The sequence below is a fragment of the Polynucleobacter parvulilacunae genome, from assembly GCF_018881715.1.
In the GTDB taxonomy this organism is placed as follows: Bacteria; Pseudomonadota; Gammaproteobacteria; order Burkholderiales; family Burkholderiaceae; genus Polynucleobacter; species Polynucleobacter parvulilacunae.
On sequence record NZ_JACVPW010000001.1, the window covers coordinates 820,091 to 843,234 of the forward strand.

The 23,144-nt window shown below is 45.2% G+C and carries 25 protein-coding genes; 21 read left to right on the forward strand and 4 right to left on the reverse strand.

Features of this window, described 5'->3' with window-relative positions; all coding sequences use genetic code 11:
• Positions 1-8 precede the first annotated feature (8 nt).
• From ICN18_RS04345 to ICN18_RS04365, 5 genes are all read left to right on the forward strand, one after another.
• The gene (locus tag ICN18_RS04345) at positions 9-1,265 is read left to right on the forward strand and encodes an oligosaccharide flippase family protein (protein ID WP_216189245.1); all 1,257 of its coding nucleotides are present in this window, start codon (positions 9-11) and stop codon (positions 1,263-1,265) included.
• Positions 1,258-2,001: a galactosyltransferase-related protein gene (locus ICN18_RS04350; protein ID WP_216189246.1), complete on the forward strand. Its 744-nt coding sequence runs from the start codon at positions 1,258-1,260 to the stop codon at positions 1,999-2,001. Before ICN18_RS04345 ends, ICN18_RS04350 begins: the two co-directional genes overlap by 8 nt.
• Positions 2,002-2,067: 66 nt before the next feature.
• Positions 2,068-3,183: an MraY family glycosyltransferase gene (locus ICN18_RS04355; protein ID WP_216189247.1), complete on the forward strand. Its 1,116-nt coding sequence runs from the start codon at positions 2,068-2,070 to the stop codon at positions 3,181-3,183.
• 42 nt (positions 3,184-3,225) lie between these two features.
• On the forward strand, positions 3,226-3,450 hold the full coding sequence (locus ICN18_RS04360; RefSeq protein WP_216189248.1) for a Rossmann-fold NAD(P)-binding domain-containing protein: 225 nt from the start codon (positions 3,226-3,228) through the stop codon (positions 3,448-3,450).
• Between the two features lie 166 nt (positions 3,451-3,616).
• Positions 3,617-5,398: a hypothetical protein gene (locus ICN18_RS04365; RefSeq protein ID WP_216189249.1), complete on the forward strand. Its 1,782-nt coding sequence runs from the start codon at positions 3,617-3,619 to the stop codon at positions 5,396-5,398.
• Positions 5,399-5,445: 47 nt separating this feature from the next.
• Here the strand turns inward: ICN18_RS04365 and ICN18_RS04370 are convergent, their stop codons facing one another.
• Positions 5,446-5,946 carry a hypothetical protein gene (locus ICN18_RS04370; protein ID WP_255532063.1) on the reverse strand — a complete coding sequence of 167 codons (501 nt, stop codon included), beginning with the start codon at positions 5,944-5,946 and terminating at the stop codon, positions 5,446-5,448.
• 58 nt (positions 5,947-6,004) lie between these two features.
• Positions 6,005-6,517 carry a hypothetical protein gene (locus ICN18_RS04375; RefSeq protein ID WP_216189250.1) on the reverse strand — a complete coding sequence of 171 codons (513 nt, stop codon included), beginning with the start codon at positions 6,515-6,517 and terminating at the stop codon, positions 6,005-6,007.
• A 209-nt stretch (positions 6,518-6,726) separates the two neighbouring features.
• Between ICN18_RS04375 and gspG the strand changes: the two genes are divergently transcribed.
• The 13 genes from gspG (at position 6,727) to ICN18_RS04440 (ending at position 20,123) form a co-directional block, all read left to right on the forward strand.
• The gene (gene gspG, locus ICN18_RS04380; protein WP_304609864.1) at positions 6,727-7,260 is read left to right on the forward strand and encodes a type II secretion system major pseudopilin GspG; all 534 of its coding nucleotides are present in this window, start codon (positions 6,727-6,729) and stop codon (positions 7,258-7,260) included.
• Entirely contained in the window at positions 7,235-7,894 is a 660-nt protein-coding gene (locus ICN18_RS04385) for a prepilin-type N-terminal cleavage/methylation domain-containing protein (protein ID WP_216189251.1), read from the forward strand. The genes gspG and ICN18_RS04385 overlap by 26 nt, the downstream gene beginning before the upstream one ends.
• A complete protein-coding gene (gene gspI / locus ICN18_RS04390; RefSeq protein WP_216189252.1) occupies positions 7,891-8,313 on the forward strand; it encodes a type II secretion system minor pseudopilin GspI in 423 nt (140 codons plus the stop codon). Before ICN18_RS04385 ends, gspI begins: the two co-directional genes overlap by 4 nt.
• Positions 8,313-9,155 carry a PulJ/GspJ family protein gene (locus ICN18_RS04395; protein ID WP_216189253.1) on the forward strand — a complete coding sequence of 281 codons (843 nt, stop codon included), beginning with the start codon at positions 8,313-8,315 and terminating at the stop codon, positions 9,153-9,155. Before gspI ends, ICN18_RS04395 begins: the two co-directional genes overlap by 1 nt.
• Positions 9,155-10,126 (forward strand): type II secretion system minor pseudopilin GspK, encoded by a 972-nt coding sequence (gene gspK, locus ICN18_RS04400; protein ID WP_216189254.1) that lies wholly within the window; start codon positions 9,155-9,157, stop codon positions 10,124-10,126. Before ICN18_RS04395 ends, gspK begins: the two co-directional genes overlap by 1 nt.
• A 98-nt stretch (positions 10,127-10,224) precedes the next feature.
• The gene (locus ICN18_RS04405; RefSeq protein ID WP_216189255.1) at positions 10,225-11,664 is read left to right on the forward strand and encodes a type II secretion system protein GspL; all 1,440 of its coding nucleotides are present in this window, start codon (positions 10,225-10,227) and stop codon (positions 11,662-11,664) included.
• Positions 11,661-12,419, forward strand: a complete 759-nt coding sequence (locus ICN18_RS04410) for a type II secretion system protein M (RefSeq protein WP_216189256.1) — start codon at positions 11,661-11,663, stop codon at positions 12,417-12,419. The genes ICN18_RS04405 and ICN18_RS04410 overlap by 4 nt, the downstream gene beginning before the upstream one ends.
• Positions 12,419-13,282, forward strand: coding sequence for a type II secretion system protein N (gspN, locus tag ICN18_RS04415; protein WP_216189257.1), 864 nt, complete (start codon positions 12,419-12,421; stop codon positions 13,280-13,282). Before ICN18_RS04410 ends, gspN begins: the two co-directional genes overlap by 1 nt.
• A gap of 52 nt (positions 13,283-13,334) precedes the next feature.
• Complete coding sequence (gspD, locus tag ICN18_RS04420; protein WP_216189258.1) at positions 13,335-15,638, forward strand: type II secretion system secretin GspD; 2,304 nt, start codon at positions 13,335-13,337, stop codon at positions 15,636-15,638.
• A gap of 33 nt (positions 15,639-15,671) precedes the next feature.
• Complete coding sequence (locus tag ICN18_RS04425) at positions 15,672-17,099, forward strand: GspE/PulE family protein (protein ID WP_216189259.1); 1,428 nt, start codon at positions 15,672-15,674, stop codon at positions 17,097-17,099.
• 59 nt (positions 17,100-17,158) lie between these two features.
• The gene (gene gspF, locus ICN18_RS04430) at positions 17,159-18,379 is read left to right on the forward strand and encodes a type II secretion system inner membrane protein GspF (protein ID WP_216189260.1); all 1,221 of its coding nucleotides are present in this window, start codon (positions 17,159-17,161) and stop codon (positions 18,377-18,379) included.
• A gap of 20 nt (positions 18,380-18,399) precedes the next feature.
• Positions 18,400-19,302 (forward strand): M23 family metallopeptidase, encoded by a 903-nt coding sequence (locus tag ICN18_RS04435; protein WP_216189261.1) that lies wholly within the window; start codon positions 18,400-18,402, stop codon positions 19,300-19,302.
• 5 nt (positions 19,303-19,307) lie between these two features.
• Positions 19,308-20,123, forward strand: a complete 816-nt coding sequence (locus ICN18_RS04440; RefSeq protein WP_216189262.1) for a hypothetical protein — start codon at positions 19,308-19,310, stop codon at positions 20,121-20,123.
• Here ICN18_RS04440 and ICN18_RS04445 read toward each other — a convergent pair.
• The gene (locus ICN18_RS04445) at positions 20,120-21,139 is read right to left on the reverse strand and encodes a calcium:cation antiporter (protein WP_216189263.1); all 1,020 of its coding nucleotides are present in this window, start codon (positions 21,137-21,139) and stop codon (positions 20,120-20,122) included. The genes ICN18_RS04440 and ICN18_RS04445 overlap by 4 nt on opposite strands.
• Before the next feature lie 85 nt (positions 21,140-21,224).
• Here ICN18_RS04445 and ICN18_RS04450 point away from each other — a divergent pair, with 85 nt between their 5' ends.
• The 3 genes from ICN18_RS04450 (at position 21,225) to ICN18_RS04460 (ending at position 22,296) form a co-directional block, all read left to right on the forward strand.
• Positions 21,225-21,587, forward strand: coding sequence for a sirohydrochlorin chelatase (locus ICN18_RS04450; RefSeq protein WP_216189264.1), 363 nt, complete (start codon positions 21,225-21,227; stop codon positions 21,585-21,587).
• Between the two features lie 107 nt (positions 21,588-21,694).
• Positions 21,695-21,973, forward strand: a complete 279-nt coding sequence (locus ICN18_RS04455) for a type II toxin-antitoxin system RelE/ParE family toxin (RefSeq protein ID WP_216189265.1) — start codon at positions 21,695-21,697, stop codon at positions 21,971-21,973.
• Complete coding sequence (locus tag ICN18_RS04460) at positions 21,973-22,296, forward strand: HigA family addiction module antitoxin (protein WP_216189266.1); 324 nt, start codon at positions 21,973-21,975, stop codon at positions 22,294-22,296. The genes ICN18_RS04455 and ICN18_RS04460 overlap by 1 nt, the downstream gene beginning before the upstream one ends.
• A 10-nt stretch (positions 22,297-22,306) precedes the next feature.
• On the opposite strand, the gene cobA is transcribed toward ICN18_RS04460, so the two are convergent.
• A complete protein-coding gene (gene cobA / locus ICN18_RS04465) occupies positions 22,307-23,140 on the reverse strand; it encodes a uroporphyrinogen-III C-methyltransferase (RefSeq protein ID WP_216189267.1) in 834 nt (277 codons plus the stop codon).
• Positions 23,141-23,144 lie beyond the last annotated feature (4 nt).

Sequence of the window (23,144 nt, forward strand, 5' to 3'; positions counted from 1 at the left end):
AAGAGCTGATGGCAAAACGAATAAGGCATCGCTTCTTTATCTTGCTGCTTTTACAGGGCGGACAAAATATAGGGTCTTTGCTACTTTTACCTATCTTGACAAGAACCCTTGGCCCTGAGGGGTATGGAGAGGTTGGATTCTGTATTGCATTCCTAGGTTACTTTGTTCTGTTTACTGACTGGGGGTTTGATTTAAGCTCCTCCAGACAGGTGGCTTTAAATCAAAAAAACCTACGCAAACTATCTGAAGTGTTTTGGTGCACTCTGGGGTCAAGATTCTTCTTGGGTCTAATCGGAGCGTTGGTCTTAATTTTGCTCATTTTGATTTTTCCTGTCTTAACTAAATATGCATTATTGCTTTGGCTGGTTTATTTGGTGGTCATTGCCACCATGATTTCTACACAATTTTTTTATCAGGGAATAGAACAGCTTGAGAGATATTCTTTTATAAATCTACTGATCAGACTATTATCAATTCCGTTAATTTATATGCTTGTAAAGCGGCCTTCAGACACCCCTCTTGCCGTTGGCATTATCTGTGGATCTCTCCTTGCCGGTGCTTTGTGTAACCTTTTTTGGTTGCTTCTTTCACAGAAGTTATATTGGGCACTACCTTCATTTTCTGATATTGCTAAAAAAATTCATGAGGCTTTTCCACTAGCCATAGTAAATTTAACAGGGGGACTCTACTCTAGTAGCATAGTTGTAGTTCTTGGTTTGCTAGTAAGTCCATTAACTTTAGGATATTTTGTTAGCGCGTTTAATTTAATCAAGGCAGGACAAGGCTTATTGATACCACTTACACAAATTATGCTTCCTCGCTTAAGTAAGTTTTTGATAGAAGCTCCTGAGCAAGTGGTAATTGCTCTTAGAAAAATGTTTAGAATTCAGTCCTGCATTACCCTGCTAATGATGGTTGTCTCCATATTGGGGGCACCTATTCTGCTCCCTTTAATTCTTGGTGAAAAGTTTTCACATTCAGTATTAGTGTTTCAGCTTCTTAGCCCCCTATTTTTTTTGGGGGCTTTGTCAGGCTTATTGGGGCAGCAGGCTTTGGTTGCTCCGGGCTTCCATAGGATCTATTCAAGAATTATTTTTGTGTGCAGTTTTGTTGGGCTTATTTTTATTGGAATAATGAGTTATTTTTATTCAATTATTGGCGCTTCATTTGCAATGGTTGTGACTGAATTACTTATAGCCTTAAGTTTGATTTGGTTTTTAAAGAAAAATAATCATGAAATATATGGAATATTAAAAGTTGATTAACACCAATCAAGTTACCGTCTCTATCGTAAGTCATGGGCATAAAGATTTTCTTGTGCCATTATTGGGGCAATTATCCGAGCTCCCCGAAATTGTAGAGATTATCTTAACGCTTAATATTCCTGAATCTTTTGATATTTCGACTTTTAAAAAAATTAAATTAATTATTAATGATTCGCCAAAAGGATTTGGTGAAAATCATAATTTTGCTTTTCAACATTCCTTAACCCCATTTTTTTGTATCCTTAATCCAGATATTTCTATAGAAGAAAACCCATTTCCAGGTCTTTTAAGTGCTGCTAATAATCCAGACATTGGCTTAGTGGCGCCAATGATTAAGAATTTAAGAGGCGATACTGAAGACAGTGCCCGCCATTTTTTGACCCCTTTTTCACTTGCCCGTCGTTACTTTTTTTCGCATGATAACGGCTATGCAATAGTTGAGGGCGGATCTAATTTCAGCCCAGAATGGGTTGCGGGTATGTTCATGCTTTTTAAGTCACCCGTTTATAGAGCAATAAATGGCTTTGATGAGGGTTATTATCTCTACGTTGAAGATGTTGACATTTGTACTCGCCTATGGGCGCTAGGCTATCGAATACTCCTTGTTCCTGGTGTGACTGCCATCCACGCAGCACAAAGATCTAGTCATTTTCATTTACGTTTTTTGTATTGGCATGTATCTGGATTATTACGATACTTCTTTAAATATTTAGGTCGCTTCCCGAGAGTGTATTAATAGTGAGAATGCAAAAAATATTTTTCTTTACGGCATCTAAAAAGTCTTTATATATCCGTTTCTAATATGACTGTTTTAGTCCTCTCTTTCTTAATGTCATTCTTAGCTACCTTTTGGATTGTTAGGTATGCCCACATCCACTCTCGTTTTACTGCTGATTACGATATGACTGGAATCCAAAAATTTCATGCTGTAGTAGTCCCTAGGGTTGGTGGTATTGGAATAGTAGTTGGACTTTTTGCTGCATTATGTCTTCGATATTTTCAGAATAGTGAAGTTGGCTCTTTTGGGCTTTTGTTGCTCATCTCAGGAATTCCTGCTTTTGGTTCTGGCTTACTTGAAGATCTAACCAAAAGGATTGGTGTCAAATTTCGTCTTTTAGCAACTATCGCCTCTGCTGCTATTGCTGGCAATTTATTGGGCGCGTGGTTGACCTCAATTCAGATCTTGGGCATCGATAACTTAATGCTTGCTTATCCATTGCTGGCAATTTCTATTACTTGTTTTGCGGTGGGTGGTGTAGCTAATGCCTTCAATATTATCGATGGCTATAACGGTCTCTCCTCTATGGTGGCAGTCATTATTCTCTCGGGGATCACTTATGTTGCTTTCTTGGTCGGAGATTATTCGGTAATGGTTGCCAGTCTGGCTATGATAGGTGCCTTACTAGGCTTTTTGGTTTGGAACTATCCGCGTGGGTTGATCTTTCTGGGTGATGGAGGGGCTTACTTCATTGGATTTTGGATCGCCGAACTATCTGTTTTATTGACCGCTCGACATCCGGAGGTCTCAAAATGGTTTCCTCTCCTATTGTGCTGCTACCCGATCTTTGAGACAGTCTTCACAATATATCGTCGTCTAGTATTGCGGCGTACCCACCCCGGCATGCCAGATGCTTTGCACTTACACCATTTAATTTATAGGAGAGTTATCAGAGGGGTTGCAGGTGGAAAAAGTAGTCGAGTATTGACTCAAAGAAATGCCCTTACTTCCCCTTATCTTTGGTTACTTTGTGCTTTGGCTGTAATACCAGCGATTTTATTTTGGCACGATCACCTTGTGCTGAAGTTTTTTGTCTTAGTTTTTGTTTGCAGTTATGCCTGGATTTATTGGAGTTTGGTGCGTTTTAAGGCCCAAAAATGGCTCGCTATTAATGAGGCTATCGAACAATCTGATCGCTAACTATGAAGGATAGTACTATCGAAAATCCGAAGCTTTTGCTACGTGGACGACTTAATCGATGCCATGGTCAAAATGATGAACTCAGAACAAGGCTTTACAGGGCCAGTCAATATCGGCAATCCTGGCGAGTTCACTATGCTGCAATTGGCAGAAACGATTCTGAAGTTATCGGGCGGTAAATCCAAGTTCATTCATCAACCACTTCCATTGGATGATCCAAAGCAGCACCAACCGAATATCGAACTCGCAAAAGCGAAGCTTGGCTAGCAACCCAAGGTCAATCTAGAAGATGGCCCAAAAGAGATGATTGCTTACTTTAAGAAGGTAGCAGGGTAGCCCACAAGATTTTTTTTGGGAGCTGTATGGCGTACACCCGAAAAAATGCGATTAATGCTAAAATTTGGTATCAATTTGATAGTTTTTGGAGTATTTCATGAAAACACGTTTTTCCCTATTTTCTGCACTTGCGGCGAGTATCGTGCTTCTTTCGGCCTGTGGTGGAGGTGGTAGCGGCTCCACTGCGGTTACGCCAACCCCCGCAACTACTGCTCCTGTAGCGGCAACCTTCTCTAATCAGCTGGCCTCATCGGTCTCCGTTTCTGGATATAGCGCCCTTTCTATTGCCTCCAAGACCTCCAGCTCTGTCCAAACTGCTGGAATTAAAGGGATGTTCCAGAATTTGTTAGCGCGCTTGATTTCCCCGGCTTATGCAGCAACTTGTGCGACAGATGCTTATAAATTGGTAGGTGTCAATGCGGATGGCACTAGCACTCCAATATCAGTAACTGCTAGTGGTGCTGATCAGTGTGGCGTTGGTTTTCGCAGCATGTTTGATGCTGGCAAATATATTTTGCTCACAGGCGACAGTATTTATAAAGATGATTTGACCTGTAACCTAGTGTTTCTTAATAAATCTACTGGCGAGTTATTTTGCGTAGGTGAAACTGTTCCCGCTAAATATGACATTTTGGGCCAATCTGCTTGGAAAAATTACCCTCGTATTCAGTTGAGCGATGATAAGAATTACCTCTTTTTAGAAGCCGCTTCAGTCATCTTTGACTCTAATAATCAAATCACTGGTAAGAAAACAAAGCTTATGCGCTTTGATTTGTCTGATGATAATAAGGGTCCGCAAGCCACCGTATTGGTAGAAGGCTTTCAGAACTCATGGCTTAGCGCATCTGGTAGTGGCTTTTCTGGGGATGCATCCCAATTCGAAGGATTCGAGATTCAGAACTATGCCGGTCTTAATAATGGCGATTCTATGGTGATGTACAACCGCTATGTATACAACACCGGCGGATCCTCAATGTCTATGACGCCATTAAGTAAGTTAAACAACTTTTACTATCGTTTTGAAGCGGATAGCAGCTACAAGCGTTTAGAGGTGGATGTAGATAAAGCTGGAACATTAGTGCAGCAAGAAATTAACGGCAATGCAGGTAATAACGCAACTTTTGCGCCAGGTAATATCTATCAAATTCCTTGCTATTTCCGCTCTACCGCCAATAAAGATAAGTTTTATTTTGCCATTCCTTACTACTATTGGGATGGAACACGCAGTTATAACAAGTCTTTAATTGTGTCTGCTGTACGTCCGTCAGCAAGCGCCTCCAAGTTGGATGTTAATCGCTATACAAGCACTGCAATGTGCGGCAACTCTTGGAATCAAACTGCTTCATATCAAATTATTAATGGCATTTACTACTCCCTTGACACGAATTGGGTCTATAACGTAAATAACGGTAGCGGCTCACAAGTAACTGCGCTTACTAAAAAAGATATGGGATTCGCGACCGAAACTCCAGTGGCAGACGTTGTTTACACCATCTCTTCAGATACATCTTGGGGTGGCAGTAAACAAATTTTTGTAAGCAAGGATTATCTGTATATCAAAGCGCCTAATGCGGGTGGCTGGACGGGCACCTCTACTCCTGGCGACTCTTTAGATCGCTATGATCCTGCGCAATTTGATAAAACCCGCTCAGTGGGCCAACAGCTTGGAACAGCGCTATCAATTTTACGCAATAGCGATAATATTTCGGTGCAGAGCATCGCATCCACTTCTGGTGATAATATTTTGAAGGTAGTGGGTCGCAGGACTGATGATGCAGATTTGGTGAAAGTCTATGGAACAGTAGATGAGGCTGGTTTGCTAAGTTGGGCTGCACAAAAATCTACCACCTACTCGCCGGTGACAATTGTTAAGCTTTAACTAAATAGCAAATTAGTGTTTGTAAATAAAGCCCTCAACTAAGGGCTTTATTTTTGTTCATTCTGCTCAAAGACTTTCAATTTCAGCTGCAGCGATATCGCCCCATGTACCCGATCGCCAATGGTCGGAATTACAAAGACATTTGCTCCAACCCAGTCGCCTTCCCAAGTTAGTGCGGGTAGCGCCGCTGCAAACCAGCCGCCATTATTGGTGGTGGGGTAGCCATTAAATCCACCAAACACGGCACCAATTTTGATCGGGCCAATTGCTACAGGCTGGTAATAGATACCTGCGTAGTTTGAGTAAGCTCGATCGCTGTTATAAAAACGTCCAGCTGTTACAGATGCAACGATATTGAATCGATACTCCAGACCGCCACCCCAATTGCCGTTGTTGAAATTCTTATCCTGCTGGAAGTGGTAGGACGCCATGCCGGGATTAATCCATAGTTGGCTCTTAGTTTGGGGGTCAATGATTTGCACTAAATCATTTGTCTCGCTTGCATAAGCTTGGTTGCTGAATAGGATGGCTGTTGTGAGTGCTGCCATCGCATTTCTGCCAATACATCTATTTGTAAATAAATGCTTCTTGCTTCTATTCATTTTTTTACTTCTTGGCTGAGTCGCTTTTTATGCTGCCTTTATTGCCGTCAGTTTTGTCTTTGGTTTTATTGAGCTTAAAGTTGAGCTTCTGGCCTTGATAAAGCAGCGTAGCTGTTTCATCACCAATGCTTTGTAGACTTAAGCCTTTGCCAATAGTTTCGCCAACGCTAATGGCATTAGTAGGCTTGCCATCTATTTCGAAAATAGCGAATCCATCAACTGCGCGATCTGGTGTGCCATTCGGATTTTTTGAAGTAATGACAACGCCACGTAAATAGATATTCTCTGTTGCTAATGGCTTGCTGCCAAAAAGAGCGTAAGCAGTATTGGCATCTTGATTGGTATACAGAGTCATGCCCTTAGAGACGCCATTTGCGGGCTGACTTGGCGTTCCTGGAATCTGAGCAATTTTCATGATCCAGAATGTTGCTGTGAGTACGCATGCCAGCATCAACCCATAAGTTAAGCCTTTGCTAGCTGATGATGGTGTGAGCGAGCCCAAGGATCTGAAAGGCATGCTAAGAGCCCTCTGAGTGCGTCCCTGACTATCTTGGCTGCCCTGATTTGAGGATGAGCTTGCGCTCAAAATTGAGCGCGCCACGGAGCCTTCCTTGAGGGCTTGCTTAGAGCTCTTCAGTCGGTCCTGTATTCGTTTGATAAATTCGCTCAAAGTGACAAAATGCCTATAAAATTTGAATCAGTTTAAATCATTGAAAGCGCCACCTTATGTCTCACCATAGGCCTCACTTAATTGCTCGCTTCATGTCCGCTACCCGGTCTGTGTTTTTAGATCAAAAGTCATCCTCTAACGGCTCTAGGCTTCCTAAATTAGCCAAATCAACTCATAAGGATGCGGGTTTCACCTTAATCGAGATTATGGTGGTCATCGCCATTATTGGTATTTTGGCGACCTTAATTGTTCCTAAGATCATGGGACGCCCTGATGAAGCACGTGCAACGGCTGCAAAGCACGATGTGGGAACCTTGGTTCAGGCATTCAAGCTCTATCGCTTGGATATTGGTCGTTACCCAACTACTGAGCAGGGCGTCAAAGCTTTAGTAGAGAAGCCGACTTCAGAGCCTGTTCCGCAGAACTGGAAAGCTGGTGGATATTTAGATTCCATTCCAAAAGATCCCTGGGGCAATCCATATCAATATGCCAACCCAGGCACTCGTAGTGAAATCGATGTCTATAGCTTTGGCGCAGATGGTAAGCCAGGTGGAACCGGAAACGATGCCGATATTGGCAATTGGCAGTAAGCGTATCGAAAACCATCGCGCTCCTTTGTTAGTCGAAAGGGCGCCAGTCGCTGTAAGCGCAGTGCGTAATGGTGATGCTGGTTTCACCTTAATTGAGATGCTCGTAGCGATTGCTGTCATGGCAGTCATATTGGCGGTTGCTGTATTAACCATTCCAAATCATGATGATCGTTACTGGCGAGACAATCTTGATCAACTCGTTTCTTCGCTCAATTTAGCGCAAGAAGAAAGCGCCATGTCTGGCACGCCCATGATTGCGCAAATTGATTCTGCGGGATGGCGATTTTTTATTCTCAATAGCAGTGGTGCTGGAGCTGGCGTTGGCGCCAGTTCTTCTTATGGCTCAACTTCTATGAGTCAGTCTGGCGGCGCCATTGCGCTTGGCGGAGCTAGTAACGCCCCTAGCCCAATCACCTCTAATACCTCAGGTCTATTGCCTGACGTGTATCGCGCCCAGTCTTGGTACAAGCCTGTTGATATGGCGCCAGTGCAACTCACGCTTGGTGGCGAACAAGTGGCGCAAGTGTTACAAATTCCGATTAAGCAAGTGAGCAGTCAGGCATCTGGTCAACCGGGTGCGCAAGCTATCTTGATGCGCAATAGCAATGGTCGATTTAGTTGGACCAAGTTATGAAAAAGGTATTTCGCAATAGTAACTACAAAGCAAATGGTTTTGCGCTGATTGAGGTAATGGTCGGCCTTGCAGTTTTAAGTATTGCGATGTTGGCTGGTTTACGCGCGATCGCTAATGGCGCAGACACACAACTAGCAGTCTCTCAGCGCACGATGGCTTTATGGAGCGCGGACAACACACTCATTAATTTGCGCACCAGTCGTGCTTGGCCTGAGCTCGGTACAACCACGTTCAGCTGTCCACAAGCTACCTATGTATTTGTGTGTCAGCGTAAGGTTCTCAGTACCCCTAATCCTGCTTTTAGAAGGGTGGAGGTCACCGTATACATCTCTAGCTCAAGCAGTGCTGAGGTGGCAAGCGGCCCACGTTTAGCTTGGCTGACCACTGTTTTATCTAATCCATCCGGTGGTGTGATGTGATGAAGCTAGTTAATAAAGCAAAACAGTGTTTGCAAATCTTTAAAACTAAAGATCAAGCAATTAGCGTTGTTGGTAATGCCTATACAAATACAAATGTAAATGTAAATGCACAGAAAGGTTTTGCATTATTAGAAGTCATAGTGGCTATGGTAATTATGGCTTTGGTAGGTCTCATGGCTTGGCGCGGAATGGATGCCATGATTCGGGGGCGTGAAGTGATTGACCACCGTGCAAATCAAGACGCGGATTACTCACAGTTAGTGAGACAGTTTGAGCGAGATTGCCAATCGGTTTTAGGTAAAGACGAACTCAGTGCTCTAGCAAATGCTCAGGCAGGCGGATCTAACAGTGCAGTCTCTTCAGTTGCAGCAGGCGCTAAAAATATTTGGTTTCTACGCCGTTACCGACAAGACGGATTGGATGCTTGGCTGGTTGCTGGTTACGGCATGGGGCCCGTAGGCTTACAGCGCTGGACTAGTCGACCATTGATGCAACGCTCTGAGGCAGGTGCGCTCTGGTTTGGCATCACACGCGATCCTGACCTTAGCTCTAGTGATTTATTGGTAAGCCTTGAGGTTCCATTTGTTATGCGCCAATCTTTTCAGGTGCAAACATCGGTTGTGAGTGGTGCTGGTAGTGGCGGTATTAGCGCCACTGGGACAGCGAGCCCTGCAGCAAATTCTGCATCTGCTACATCGTCAGGATCTACGAGCGCATCACCAAATGCTGCACCTACATTCACCAATCTATTGCCAGAGCAACAGGGCGTATCAATGCAGTGGTGGATTAAAGATGTTGCCTTACCAATTACGCGCTCTTGTTTAATGGGTGGAGCGTTGTGATGCACTTCCAATTTAAACAGCATAGCCGACGTTTTTATTTTCCTTCTGGTGAGCGTGGTTCAGCTACAGTGACTGCATTAATTGTTGTTGGAGTGGCTGCAGTGCTATTGGCTGGTTTGATGTGGCGCCAGCAAATACAAATTCGCACGCTCGAGAATGCGCGTGATCGCGTGCAAGCGCAGTGGTTGCAACGTGCAGCCATCGACTTTGCTCGTTTAGTCTTGGTTGAGGATCAACGCAATAGCCAAGTCGATCATTTGGGTGAGGCTTGGGCATTGCCTTTGGCCGATGGCAAGGTGGCGGATTTCTTAAAAAATACCGATGTTCCTGATGAGATAGCTACCGTGACTTTGCAGGGCCAGTTGATTGATGCCCAAAGTCAGTTCAATTTGGCGAATCTTTGGGATAAGAGCTTTAAAACAATTAATCCCCCTGGGGTACAAGAGTTTGGGCGCTTATTGGATGCCCTGGGCTTGGACAAGAACCTAGCTCAGCTCACGGCTCAAGGTGTATTGCAAACCGATATGCCCATTTATGACCTTGATGGCTTATTGCGACTCCCAGCCTACAATTCGGGCATTTTGGAGCAGATAAGACCTTTTGTTACGGTTTTACCGATTTTAACGACAGTTAACGTCAATACTGCCTCTCCAGAGGTCTTGATGGCGGCAATTCCGGGTTTAACAAGGTCGGCTGCCAGTAGTTTTGTGCAGCAAAGGGCAAGCGCCCCTTTAAAAAGCGCTGATGAGCTCACTTCCCTATTAAATAAGATGGGCGCCAGTCAGGGCGTCACAATTGACGCTTCATTAATAGACGTACGCTCCCAATTTTGGCTCGCCCGCTCAGAAATCCGCATGGGAAGAGGTATATTTGTTAGTTCTGCGCTAATTCAGCGGTCTCAGGCCCCATTACCTAGTGGCAATTTCACACAGGTCATTTGGAATAAGACTGGAAAATTGGCTTCAGAATAAAAACACCGTCATTCTCATTAACTAGGTAGTAACTAAGCCGTGAGCAAGATCAGTATTTAAGTCACTTCGTTTAAGCCAATTCGTTTAAGTCTATTTCTTTGAGCCTATTAATAGTTCGTTGCCCCGCAAAGCCAATCGTTGGCGCTGGATCTGCATTGACAGGGGACGCTGCTCGTGGATCTGCACAGGACTGGCAAGAGTTAGGGTGTGCTGAGCGTTTTGAGTGGTGCTTGGTTGATAGCGATAGCGAATATGAAACTGGTATCGGCACTACAGAGTCAATGCCCTACGCTGATGAAGTGTTGGTACTCATGCCAACCATCGATGTGCGTTTAATAGAGGCAAAAGTACCTTTAGCAAATGCTAAAAAGTTACAGCAAATTTTGCCTAACCTCATTGAGGAATATGTTTTATCCGGAGCGCAATTGCTTGCTGTGCAGGCATTACCTCCAGCATTGGGTAAGCCTGCTGTTCAAAGAGTAATTGCTTTAATTGATCGCACTTGGTTTACGTGGCTCACTAAGCAATTAGAGAATCTGATTAGTCAGCGTGTGCGCTTAATTCCAGAATGCTTCTTGTTGCCTATAGCAACTGAGGCGACTGAAGCGACTGAAAATACAGAGCAAGTTATTGCCTATCAGCATGAAGAGGGTAATGTCATCTTGACGCAGCGTACCGCTGAACAGCTCGGCGTGGCATGGGTTGAGCGGCTTGCTGATGCAAGCAATATTGAAAGCATCGCTCTCCCCGCTGCTTTGGGGGACGCTGCAGTAAAGGCATTTGCATGGGAGTGGTTGGTGCCAGCAGCGCGTGATTATTTGCAGATAAATGCTTCAGGCAGATCCGCTAACTTTGCGCTCAATCTTCTACCAAAAACATTTAGACAAAAAGCGGATAAAGGCTTTTCTAAATTCTCTACCTTGCTCAAGCGTAAGGGCAATAGCCAGGCGCAAGCCATTCATAGTGGCGCTTCATGGGTTGATATAGCTGTTTGGCGTCAACCGGTGCAATGGGGAAAGTATTTACTGGCAAGCATTGTCATTGGATATGTCTTGCATCTCACGTGGTTGGTCGTGGATAGCTGGCGTTGGGGTAATCAAACTGAAGTCTTGGCAGCACAATCACTCACGCCAAGTTCTATAGCTAAACTCAATCAAGCAAAAGAATTGGGCGTAATGGCTGATGTTGGTAATAACATTAGTAATGCCGGTAGTAAATCTACCAATCGAGTGATAGCAGCATTTATTACTCAAGTAACGAATGACCAGCGTCGCCAAGGTTTAGTCTCAGATGCAGATTTTGCTCCTATGGCAGCTAAGCTCCAGCAGCTCAAGACGGCATTTGGGCCAGAGGCTTTGCAAAAAATGGATTACGACGGCTTTGGTATCGATTTTGAATTCAAACCAGGCGCCCTGAAATCATCAAATCAGCAGGCCAGTGATGAGGTAACGCAAAAGGCCCGTGCGCTCGGTTTAATGGTCAAACCATTGGGGTCAAATCGTTATCGCTTAGAGCCTTATTCGGGATTGGGATTATGAGCAGCTCGAATAATTTCACTGGAATCCTGGGGAAGCTCCTTACTTCTTTGAAGCAGGGGTTAAGGCAGGCTAAAGCGCTATTAAGCAAAGACTATTCTTTGCAAGATCTGAAAAATCTCAAATCTTTGCCAAAAACATTGCAGCAAAAGATGTCTAGCCTGAAATTAGCTGCTAGTAATGTTGCGCAGGGCTCCACTCAGGCGGGTGAAAAGTTTCACTATAAGCAAATCCCAAATTTAGTGAGTGCATATGTATTAAGTCATCGCAATATAGTCATTGGCTTTGCCATCCTTATTGCAGCTCTAGTAGTGAATGCTTTTGTAGTTTCACCATATGCACAGAGAGTGCAAAATCAATTAGATATGAGGCCTGCCCAATGGTCTCAATTACAAAGCCTTATCAAGCAAGCAAAGTCTACCAACGCAGCCCCGGTAACAGTAACTCTATTGGATGATCAAGAGTTGCAAAAGATTCGTAATGTACTCATTTCACGGGGCATTAAGCCTAGCGTGTTGCGTCTCACTGCTGACAATCCGCCGCGCATTGAATTACAAGCAAGCGACGCTATGTTCTCTGTATTGTTAGACTCTTTAGACGAGTTGCGAATGACTTGGCGTCTATATCCAGAACAGCTTAATGTGGTGGCTACCAGTAGTTCTGGCGGCGCTGGCGGAGCTGGAATGGTGAATATCGGCGGCGTTCTCGTTCAACATGGCGGCCAATCCGGTACACAAGTGAGCGGAGTATCTCGATAATGAAACTCGTTCTCGATTTCACTCACCCTAAATTGCCAAAGTGGTTTTGGTTTGTTCTGGTGTTTACCTGTTTGATAGTGATCGTACGTCAAATGCCAGTGAGTTGGATCAGCGGATCCTTAGCCACGCAAACAGCGTGCCGTGTGATGTTGCAACAACCGGTTGGAACCATCTGGCAGGGAAGTGCAGCCTTAGCATTTTCAGAGCCCAATGCCGCTGAGGGTGGTTGTCGTGATCCTATGTCCGTTACCGAACGCTTCCACTGGTCTACTAGCTGTAAGCTGTTCTCTTTGAGTTGCAATACAGATATTCAGTTTGCCGCCTTAGAGCAAGCCCAATCTATTCGCTGGGATCTCAGAAAGACTCAAATTGCGGCCAATGAGATCAAGCTCCCTGCCAATATTTTGGAGGGCTTAGGTAACCCATGGAGTACCTTACGGCCCCGTGGGGAGTTGGGTGCCCGTTGGACCGACATCCAATTGGGTGGAATTGAGGGTCTAGGGGCTATCCTAGGGGGTGCAAATAGCCCTTCATCTGGGGTAATTCGAATTATCATAAGTAACCTGACAAGCCCCATTAGTCCGGTAAAGCCACTCGGTGGATATGAGATTTCAGCCAATATTGCCGATACCGGTATGAATTGGACTTTGTCGACTACCAGTGGCCCGCTGTTATTAAAAGGTCAGGGCGAATTTAGTAATAAGGGAAGTAACAGCGGAAGCAACAGCGGAAGTAACGGCAGCAATAAAGGAATGCATTTTTCTGGAGAGGCAAGCGCTTCGCCAGAGTCACAAGAATCCTTAATCGGATTGTTGTCCTTATTGGGTAAAAAGGAAGGCGATTCCTATCGTCTGAAGTTTTAAGGTGTAGTTTTGAAAAAGTAGTTTTAAGAAAGCAGTGCTAAAGAAAATCAGTATGCAAAACGCCATTAAACAAACCGTCTATCAAGTTAAAGTCACTTTTAAAAAGAGACTGGCGCAATTCCTTGTGATTTGCATCGCTGGTGAAAGCGTGTTGATGCCATTGGCTTATGCGCAAACCAGAGTTAATGGAGTCAACGCACCCCAATCCAATATCACTGTGCCTGATGAGGGTGCAGTCACTTTATCTTTTTCCAACGCCGATATTGAATCGGTCGCTAGTGTTTTAGCAAAGGCTACTGGCCAAACTATTTTGGTTGACCCTAAAGTCAAAGGTACGATTAATCTGATTAGTAATCGACCTCTTACTAAGGCTAAAGCAATTGATGCATTCTCTACAGCCCTGCGTACATCAGGCTTTGCGCTGGTAGATGTAAATGGCGTATATCGCGTTGTTGCTGAAGCAGATGCCAAGCTCATTAGTAATTCTGTAACAACTAGCAAGGGTAAGCAAGAAGGCGATCAAATCATTACTCGCGTATTCAAACTCAATTTTGAATCCGCTAATAATCTTTTGCCAGTATTGCGCCCATTGGTTTCGCCTAACAATACGATTAATGCTTATCCCGGCAATAACACGATTGTGATTACTGACTACGCCAGCAATATTCAGCGTATTGCTCAATTGATTGATTCGATTGATGCGCCAACATCGAGTGATGTACAAAGTATCAAACTCAATTACGCCATTGCTACAGATATGGCGACTATCTTAAGTAAAGTATTGGACACCGCTTCTACAGGTGGAGCTGATCCATCTTTGAAGACCATGATTTTGGCTGAGCCACGCAGTAATTCGATTTTGATTCGTGGAGCTAGTGCAGAGCGTATTCGTCAGATTCGGGTATTAGTAGCTCGTTTAGATGTGCCTACTGCTAATAACGGCAATATCTGGGTGGTTCCCCTCAAGAATGCAGAAGCAACGAAGTTGGCGGTTACCTTGCGCGCGATTGTTGCAGCAGACGCTAGCTTGTCAGCCCAGATCGGCGGCACACCTGGGCAGCCAGGGGCCACCAATCCAGCGGCCAATTTAAATCAGCAGCCCGCTAATCAGCAGGCTAATACTGCTCCCGGGGCCTCGGGATCTTCTGCTGCTACTTCTGCTTTAACGAGTACAAGTAATCCAACTACCGGCGGCATTATTCAGGCTGAACCAGCAACGAACTCCATCATCATCACCGCTAGTGAGCCTTTGTATCGCAACTTGCGTCATGTGATTGAGCAACTGGATCGTCGTCGCACACAGGTGTATATCGAATCTCTGATTGCAGAGGTTAGCTCTACTAACGCGGAAGAGTTAGGTATTCAGTGGCAGGGTCTTGTTGGGTCTGGTAATCAGAACGTAGGCTTTGGCGGCACTAACTACACGAATGCTGCAGGACAAGTTGGTTCGAATATTGTTGGTTTAGGCTCTAACGTAAACAATATTCTCAATCCTAGTGGTGGTACTGGGGTACCTATTCCACCTGCGCCTGGCTTAAATTTAGGTTTACTCACTAAATTCAATGGTACTTATGGCATGTCTGCCTTGGTTACTGCATTAGCAACAACGCAAGGCACCAACATTCTGTCGACACCAAACTTGATTACTTTGGACAACGAAGAAGCGCGTATTGTGGTTGGTCAAAACGTACCAATCATTACTGGTTCTTATGCGCAGACTGGTTCAACCAGCACGGTTACGCCGTTCCAAACGTATACCCGTCAAGACGTAGGTCTCACATTGCGTGTGCGTCCGCAGGTTTCAGATAACGGTATCGTAAAGATGCAGATCTACCAAGAGGTCTCCTCCATCTATAACCAAAACTTTGCTTCAGGCATTATTTTGAATAAACGGAACATCGAATCCAATGTCTTGGTTGATGATGGGCAAATAATTGTGCTCGGCGGTTTGATTGAAGATAAATACAACGACGGTTCAAATGGTGTGCCATTCTTAAAAGACATTCCTATTATTGGCGCCTTGTTCCGCTCCGATGCAAAGACCCGTACCAAGACAAACCTCTTGGTGTTTATGCGTCCTTATATCTTGCGTGACAAAGATCAAACAGCAGATATCACTACAAATCGTCTGAACTTGGTACAACAGACTGAAACTGCATTTAAGCAGGCACCAATGCTCTTGCCTAAAGAGGATTTGACAAAGATGTCAGATATTGAGCCGCCATTGATTCCACCAGGCAAACCCATTAATCAGGCGCCAAATAATTTGCCATCTTCTGGATTGACTAAGCCGATCCCGGTAAGGCCATCATCTGTTCCGGCTTTTGGTGCGCCAGTGCCCATTACCGTTCAATAACACCGTCCAGCAAGAAGAACTTACACAGAAGCCATGCAGCACCTTCCGCGCATTCCCTTTAGTTACGCAAAGGCAAATCAGATTTTGCTGATTAAGGGCGCGGTGAATGAGGGTGGTGAAGAGGGCGCTCCAACCTTAATTCATAGTCCTGAGACGGATCTTTCTGTCTTACAGGAAATCTGCCGTTTAGTTGGTCCTATTCGTCGTATTGAGCAAACGAGTGAAGAAGTTTTAGAAGCACTGAATGCTGCGTATTCCGAAGGCGACCTTAATGCCTCGCAGGTGGTGGATGAGGTAGAAGAGGCCGTAGACTTATCTCGCCTCTTACAAGAAATGCCCGTCTCTGAAGACTTACTGGAGATGAATGATGATGCTCCAGTGATTCGGATGATTAATAGTTTGCTCAAGCAGGCTAGCCGTGATGGCGCATCGGATATTCATCTGGAAGCATTTGAGCGTAAGTCGGTAGTGCGCTTTCGGGTAGATGGCAATTTGCGCGATATCGTTGATATGCGTCGTGACTTACATGCCGCATTAGTTTCTCGTATCAAGATCATGGCCTCGTTAGATATTGCCGAGAAGCGCATGCCACAAGACGGGCGCATCTCATTACGAGTGGGCGGACGCGCGATTGATGTGCGTGTCTCTACATTACCTACATCGCATGGCGAGCGCGTTGTTCTGCGTCTATTAGAGAAGAACTACGATCGTTTAGATCTGCGTGCTTTAGGTATGGCCGAAGATACCTTTAATCAGTTTGATCAACTCATTCATCGTCCACACGGCATTGTTTTGGTGACTGGCCCAACAGGTAGCGGTAAGACCACTACCTTATATGGTGCATTACTACGCTTGCGTAACAAGATCAATAACATCATGACGGTGGAAGACCCAATCGAGTACAACCTCGATGGTATTGGGCAAACCCAAGTCAACTCCCGCATTGATATGAACTTTGCCAGAGCCTTGCGCGCGATCTTGCGTCAAGATCCGGACATTGTGATGATTGGTGAGATCCGTGACTTAGAGACTGCGCAGATTGCAGTGCAAGCTTCACTGACTGGCCACTTGGTATTGGCAACTTTGCATACTAACGATGCTCCTTCAGCAGTTACGCGTTTGATTGATATGGGTATCGAACCATTCTTGCTCTCATCCACTTTGTTGGGTGTACTCGGACAGCGTCTCATTCGGATGAGTTGTTCAGCTTGTGGCGGCAAAGGCTGTCCAACCTGTGGAGATTCTGGTTACAGTGGCCGTGCCGGTATTTATGAGTTGATGACCACGAATGAAAAGATTCGGGAACTCATTCATCAGCATGCTGCTGAGAGTGATATTCGTAAACAGGCTTTAGTCGGTGGCATGCGTACCTTAGCTGATGATGGCAAGCGTTGGGTGGCTGAAGGTAAGACCACTCCAGAAGAAATTCTGCGTGTTACCGGCTCAGTAGAAATCGACTAAGCAAATCGACCAACCAAATCGACTAACCAAATCGACTAAATCAATCAAATTAATGAGCTATGCCACGCTATCGTTTTGAAGCCCTAACTTACGCAGGTAAGAGTGAGCGCGGTAGCGTTGAAGGCGAAAGCGTACGCGCAGTACGCCAAGGCTTGATGGCTAAGCAACTGGTGCCAGTCACGATTGATTTAGAGACGGAGTGGGGCAAACAACACTTCTGGAATAAATGGTTCTCAGAAAACAAACCCCTCAGGCGTGCAGATCTCGCTCTTATTACCAAACAAGTTGCAATCTTGGTGCGATCTGGCGTACAGATTGATGAAGCGCTCTCAGTACTGGCAGAAGAAGCTAGTCAAGCCCACGTCAAAACAGTTCTACAAGCAGTGGTTGCTGAGTTGCGTGCAGGTCTGCCTTTATCTAAAGCCATTGCAGGTCAACCACTTTCATTTGATCCTCTATATCAAGGTGTTGTTGGTGCTGCTGAGCAGTCAGGCAAGATGGGGCAAGTGCTTACTCAGTTAGCTGAGTTCTTAGAGAAGCGCCAGGCGCTCAAAAACAAGGCGATGGGAGCCTTAGCTTATCCAGCGATGCTGACTGGCGTGGCATTCATGATTGTCTTGTTTCTGATGACTTATGTAGTCCCGCAAATTGCGAGAGTGTTTCAAAGCACAAAACAAGCACTACCGTTTTCCACCCGCTTCATATTAGGTATGTCTGAATTCATTGTAAATTGGGGTTGGTTGTTAGTAATACTGATTGCAGCGGGAATCTTTTATGGGCGTCGTGCGCTTGCTAAAGAAGATATTCGCCTCAAGGTGGATCGTGCATTACTAAATGCACCCTTATTAGGCCCATTACTCTTGGGTTTTGAGACAGCCCGCTTTGCGAACACCATGGCGATGTTGGTATCGGCAAACGTACCAATTTTGACCGCTCTCCATAGTGCCCGTAGCACATTAGGTAACTCTGTCTTGCGCGCAGCGATTGACTCCACTGAGGTGAGATTGCGCGAGGGTACAAGCCTTTCAAGAGCTTTAGGCAGCCAAGGCGTGTTCTCACCGATATTGATTCACTTGATTCGCTCAGGTGAAGCATCAGGTAAGTTGGCCGAGATGTTGAAGTACGGCGCAGAGAATGCCGAGCTCGAATCTGAGCAAAAGACCAAAATATTTACCAGCTTGCTCGAACCATTATTAATATTGGCTATGGGCTTAATGGTTTTAGGAATCGTAATGGCAGTAATGCAACCAATCTTGGAAATGAATTCAGGGGTAAGGTAAGAAAAATGCAAATATTAATCATGACTGGACCGCACAGTAAAGTGAGAGAGATTTCTCTGACTGCACGGCATTTGGTATTTGGTGGGGCGCTTAGCTTAGCTTTACTGGTGGGTGCAAACGTTGCTATTAATGACGTCACCAATGAGACTAAAGACATCTTGCATGCGATGGAGAAAAAAGAACTCCTGGAGAAGCGCTTTATGGCTAACTCTGAAGATGACTATGAAACCAAGCTCATGGAGCTACAGGCAAGATTGGATGAAGCACAGCGCAACTTAGCTCAGTTAGATGACTTACGTATTCAGCTGGCTAAAACGAATGGTGTGAATTTAGCTACCAATACAAACTACAGTAACAACGTAGTTGACCTCGGCAACGCACAAGGCGGCCCGCTTAGCCCAGCGAATGCAGTGATCAATTTAGGTAATCAAGGCGAGCAGTACGGTGCTCGCTTAGATCGCACCGTACAAGACTCTATCGCCCTGAGTAATCGTGTGCAAGAAGTGCAAAAGTCGCTCACACAAAGCTGGGATGTATCAACTTCCATCCCAACAGCATCACCATTACCGCTGATGCCTCAGGCTTCCAGTGGTTTGGGCTATCGCATCGATCCGATTACCCAGCAAACAGCTTGGCATGAAGGCACGGACTTTCCTGCAGCCTATGGCACACCGATCTTGGCTACTGCTGAAGGTGTAGTGCTTCGTGCTGCTTGGGACCAAGAGTATGGATATGTAGTCGATGTACAGCATAAGAACGCGGTGGTAACGAGATACGCTCACGCACAAGAAATCTTGGTGAAACAGGGTGATTTTGTGAAGCAATCCCAAGCTATTGCCAAGGTAGGCTCTACAGGCAGATCTACTGGCCCTCACTTGCACTATGAGGTTTTAAGGGATGGAGTCACATTGGGTAAAAATTAGTATTAATGAAAAATATTAATTACATACCAGTCGTATTGTTTGCGGTAACTTTAAGCGCATACGCTGAAGACACGTCAGTCAATATAGCCACCCAAACAGGCAATACTCTTGGCCTCACTGTTTCTGGATACCAATACAAGGAGCCAAGTTTGAGTGTAGTAATTAACGCCCCTTTGGTTGGCGTTGATTACACCGGTACCTATGCCTTTGCTAATGACTGGTTTGTAAAGGCTGATGCGCGCTATGCTTATGGTTCAGCTAAATACACTGGTAGTGGCACGCAAAGTAACATCCCATATTCATACTATGACTTACGTGGTTTATTTGGCTACGATTTTAGCTTTTCTGAGTTAGGCGGCTTTGTTTTGGCCCCGTATACCGGTCTTGGTTATCGCTACCTCTTTGATAACCAGGCTGGTCAAACGAGTTCTGGAGCAAATTCATATAACCGCTCAAGTAATTATGTGTATCTACCGATTGGCGTAACGCATCGCATGAAGATCAATGATGTGCATAAGCTAGAAACCAATTTTGAATACGACTACCTCATTCAGGGAACCCAGGTCTCGCATTTATCTCAGGCGGCGCCCAATCTCCCAGACATCACTAATCAACAATTCCGGGGTTATGGCCTGCGCCTTTCATCGATGTATCAATTTGCCAAATGGTCTGTTGGACCCTACATCACCTACTGGAATATTCAGAACTCGAATGCAGTAACCCAGACAATTACCGCAAATAGAGTGAACTACCGATTAACTGCTTATGAACCAGCTAATAACACCGTTGAAGCAGGCATCAAGGTTGCCTATTCGTTCTAAGGAACCAGACTTAAGAATAGGTACTCTAGGAAGATAATGATGTGAACGATGCCTTGTAAAAGGGTTGTTCTGCCGATTGCTAGTGTGAGCGCACCAATAAAGAATGACAAATACATCAGTGTCATATTGAGATCGCTAATACCCAAGCTAAGTGGAATATTAAAGAAGATAGCAATGGCAGCAACCGTAGGTATGGTTAAGCCAATGCTGGCTAGGGCTGAACCTAATGCTAAGTTCAAGCTACTCTGCAGGCGATTGGCCTTTGCTGCTCTAACTGCTGCAAAGCCCTCTGGAAGCAATACTAGAAGGGCAATCGCAATGCCCACAATGGTTTTGGGTGCGCCTGCAGCAGCAACACCCCTTTCAATTGCCGGGCTAAGTAGTTCTGCAAGACCTACTACTGCAATCAGTGAGAGGATGAGGAGTACAGCACTTACTCCAGTCTTGAGATTGCTCGGTTTGCGAGCATGAATATTGCTGTCAGTCTTTCTGTCTTTTGTTTTTGGAAGGTAATAGTCACGATGGCTGACTGTCTGAAAGAATAAAAATGCAATATAGAGGGCAAAAGAAGCGATCCCCGCAAATGCTAGCTGACTCTTGGTGAAATCTGGTCCAGGCGTGCTGATCGTAACGGTTGGCATTACTAAGATGAAGGTGGCCAATGCAGTTAGTACGGCTAGCGCAGAGTTTGTACCTTCATTGCGAAAGGTCATCTCATGATGGGTAAGTCCACCCATGAATATGCACAGACCAATCACACCATTAATAACAATCATGACGGTTGCAAATACTGCATCTCTGGCAATGAACTCAGAGCCTTCGTGGCCAGTGAGCATCATCGAGATGATGAGCGAAACTTCAATGATCGTAACGCTAATAGATAGCACTAGAGTGCCATAAGGCTCACCCGTTTTGTGAGCTATAACTTCTGCATGATGTACGGCAGAGAGAACGGCGCCGATAAGCGTAACGCTCATGAGGGCGATAAACCAAGTTTGGCTGAGTAGGCTAGTCATAGGTGTCTGATCTTGAAAATGCGGTTAAGCTATCGGTTAAATCGTCTAGAAGTTAAATCATATTAATGAGAGTTTATAGCTATCCATGAAAGCCATTATTTTATTTGGGCACGGTGCACGTGATAGCCGCTGGCGTGAGCCATTTGATCGCTTGGCTGTGCTGTGGCAAGAGCAACATCCTGCTACCCCTGTAGAGCTCGCTTTCTTAGAAATGATGCAGCCTTCATTGGAAGAGGCTGTCGCTGCACTGAGCGCTAAAGGCGCTAATGAGCTTACTGTGGTGCCAGTTTTCTTTGGGCAGGGCGGCCACTTACGAAATGACTTCCCAGTTCTATTGGAAGAGTGCCGGGGAAAATTCCCTGATGTGCAGTTAAGCGCGACGCCTGCTGTTGGTGAGGATTTGGCGGTATTGCAGGCGATTATTGAATTTGGCGCAAGAAGCATTTAGTTTGTTTTAGACAATTAGGCCTTCATTAAGACCTTGCTAAATGTAATGATATACATTACAGTGTAATTAGATACATTACAATAAGAGATTGAGTATTAGAGGTGTTAATGATCCAATCTTTTAGTCATCGAGGTTTAGAGCTCTTTTTTTCAAAAGGAAGTTACAAGGCAATCCCAGCGCAGCATGCCACTCGCCTCATTCGCATGCTAGATAGGTTGGATGCAGCAGTTATTCCTGAGGATATGGATTTGCCGGGTTATCGCTTTCATCAGCTGCAGGGTAAAAGAAAAAAGACTTTTGCTGTACTTGTTTCTGGTAACTGGCGGCTGACATTTAAATTTGATGGTGAAAATGCAGTGTATGTAGATTTGGAGGATTATCACTAATGAAGAGCTTAAGAAATACAAATCGCAGGCCTACGCATCCCGGAGAAATTCTCCGTGAAGATGTATTGCCGGCTCTTGGCGTTACCCAAGCGGTTCTTGCAAGTCACCTAGGGGTGAGTCGCCTTACCGTTTCAGAGATCCTGCATGAGAAAAGAGGTATTAGCGCAGAAATGGCCGTACGTATCGCGCGAGTGATTGGCGGAACACCTCAGAGTTGGCTGCACATGCAAGAGGCAGTTGATATTTGGGAGGTGGAGCAAAAATTCCAGCAGCATCCAGAATCGGCACCCACTGCCATTACCTTATTGGCGTTCGCGGCGTAAAGAGCTTGTATTAAGCTGCTTTGCTCTTTGGAGTAGTTGGGGCTACAAAAGTTAAGGTTGAATCGTTTGGCACCTGTTTATTACTCATGTTGCGCCCTGCAAGTGCCTCACCAATCATGATGAGCGCCGGTGAGCTGCTGTCAAACCATTGATCTGCTTTACCTGCTGCTAATTCCGCTAAAGTGCTTGTCCATAAGCGCTCACGTGAAGTGCTAACCGCTTCCAATATTTGCACTGGTGTATTGCTATTCTGATTTGGGCTTTGCTCAATCAACTGCTGTGCAATACGAGTAGCATCTTTGCGACCCATGTAATACACCAGGGTATCCGCGGAGGGATTTGATATCGGCTGTCCAGGAGCTAGATTTTCTGCGCCCTGCGCTAAGGTGACAAACGCCACACTACGGGATACTCCGCGCAGTGTCAGCGATTGCTGAATGCTGGCAGCACCAGCTAGTGCCGCAGTAATACCGGGAACCACTTCAACTTCAATGCCAGCTGCTTTTAGAGTCTGAATTTCTTCATCAGCCCGCCCAAAGAGCATTGGGTCACCACCTTTGAGGCGCACAATAACTGAGTACTTTTGCGTAGCATCTACCAAGCGCTTATTAATAAACTGTTGTGCTGAGGAGAGCTTGCCACAACGCTTGCCGACTTCAACCTGAGTTGCCTGTGGGCAAAGCTCTAGCATTGCGGGATCAACCAAAGCGTCAAAGAAAACAATGCCCGCTTTTTCTAAAAGCTTTGCACCACGAACCGTAATGAGGTCAACCGCACCAGGGCCGGCGCCAACCAAATACACCTTTCCTGGTGTATTGACTTGTTTCTTAATTGGCTGAGTCATGATG

What these genes read in the sequence shown, in the direction of transcription:
- ICN18_RS04355 (WP_216189247.1), top strand. Translation starts at nt 2,068, where the DNA reads ATGACTGTTTTAGTCCTCTCTTTCTTAATGTCATTCTTAGCTACCTTT.
- gspG (WP_304609864.1), top strand. Translation starts at nt 6,727, where the DNA reads ATGTCTCACCATAGGCCTCACTTAATTGCTCGCTTCATGTCCGCTACC.
- ICN18_RS04385 (WP_216189251.1), top strand. Translation starts at nt 7,235, where the DNA reads ATGCCGATATTGGCAATTGGCAGTAAGCGTATCGAAAACCATCGCGCT.
- ICN18_RS04365 (WP_216189249.1), top strand. Translation starts at nt 3,617, where the DNA reads ATGAAAACACGTTTTTCCCTATTTTCTGCACTTGCGGCGAGTATCGTG.
- ICN18_RS04440 (WP_216189262.1), top strand. Translation starts at nt 19,308, where the DNA reads ATGAAAAATATTAATTACATACCAGTCGTATTGTTTGCGGTAACTTTA.
- gspF (WP_216189260.1), top strand. Translation starts at nt 17,159, where the DNA reads ATGCCACGCTATCGTTTTGAAGCCCTAACTTACGCAGGTAAGAGTGAG.
- ICN18_RS04435 (WP_216189261.1), top strand. Translation starts at nt 18,400, where the DNA reads ATGACTGGACCGCACAGTAAAGTGAGAGAGATTTCTCTGACTGCACGG.
- gspI (WP_216189252.1), top strand. Translation starts at nt 7,891, where the DNA reads ATGAAAAAGGTATTTCGCAATAGTAACTACAAAGCAAATGGTTTTGCG.
- ICN18_RS04450 (WP_216189264.1), top strand. Translation starts at nt 21,225, where the DNA reads ATGAAAGCCATTATTTTATTTGGGCACGGTGCACGTGATAGCCGCTGG.
- ICN18_RS04395 (WP_216189253.1), top strand. Translation starts at nt 8,313, where the DNA reads ATGAAGCTAGTTAATAAAGCAAAACAGTGTTTGCAAATCTTTAAAACT.
- cobA (WP_216189267.1), bottom strand. Translation starts at nt 23,140, where the DNA reads ATGACTCAGCCAATTAAGAAACAAGTCAATACACCAGGAAAGGTGTAT.
- ICN18_RS04460 (WP_216189266.1), top strand. Translation starts at nt 21,973, where the DNA reads ATGAAGAGCTTAAGAAATACAAATCGCAGGCCTACGCATCCCGGAGAA.
- gspN (WP_216189257.1), top strand. Translation starts at nt 12,419, where the DNA reads ATGAAACTCGTTCTCGATTTCACTCACCCTAAATTGCCAAAGTGGTTT.
- ICN18_RS04425 (WP_216189259.1), top strand. Translation starts at nt 15,672, where the DNA reads ATGCAGCACCTTCCGCGCATTCCCTTTAGTTACGCAAAGGCAAATCAG.
- gspD (WP_216189258.1), top strand. Translation starts at nt 13,335, where the DNA reads ATGCAAAACGCCATTAAACAAACCGTCTATCAAGTTAAAGTCACTTTT.
- ICN18_RS04345 (WP_216189245.1), top strand. Translation starts at nt 9, where the DNA reads ATGGCAAAACGAATAAGGCATCGCTTCTTTATCTTGCTGCTTTTACAG.
- ICN18_RS04410 (WP_216189256.1), top strand. Translation starts at nt 11,661, where the DNA reads ATGAGCAGCTCGAATAATTTCACTGGAATCCTGGGGAAGCTCCTTACT.
- gspK (WP_216189254.1), top strand. Translation starts at nt 9,155, where the DNA reads ATGCACTTCCAATTTAAACAGCATAGCCGACGTTTTTATTTTCCTTCT.
- ICN18_RS04370 (WP_255532063.1), bottom strand. Translation starts at nt 5,946, where the DNA reads ATGGCAGCACTCACAACAGCCATCCTATTCAGCAACCAAGCTTATGCA.
- ICN18_RS04455 (WP_216189265.1), top strand. Translation starts at nt 21,695, where the DNA reads ATGATCCAATCTTTTAGTCATCGAGGTTTAGAGCTCTTTTTTTCAAAA.
- ICN18_RS04445 (WP_216189263.1), bottom strand. Translation starts at nt 21,139, where the DNA reads ATGACTAGCCTACTCAGCCAAACTTGGTTTATCGCCCTCATGAGCGTT.
- ICN18_RS04375 (WP_216189250.1), bottom strand. Translation starts at nt 6,517, where the DNA reads ATGCCTTTCAGATCCTTGGGCTCGCTCACACCATCATCAGCTAGCAAA.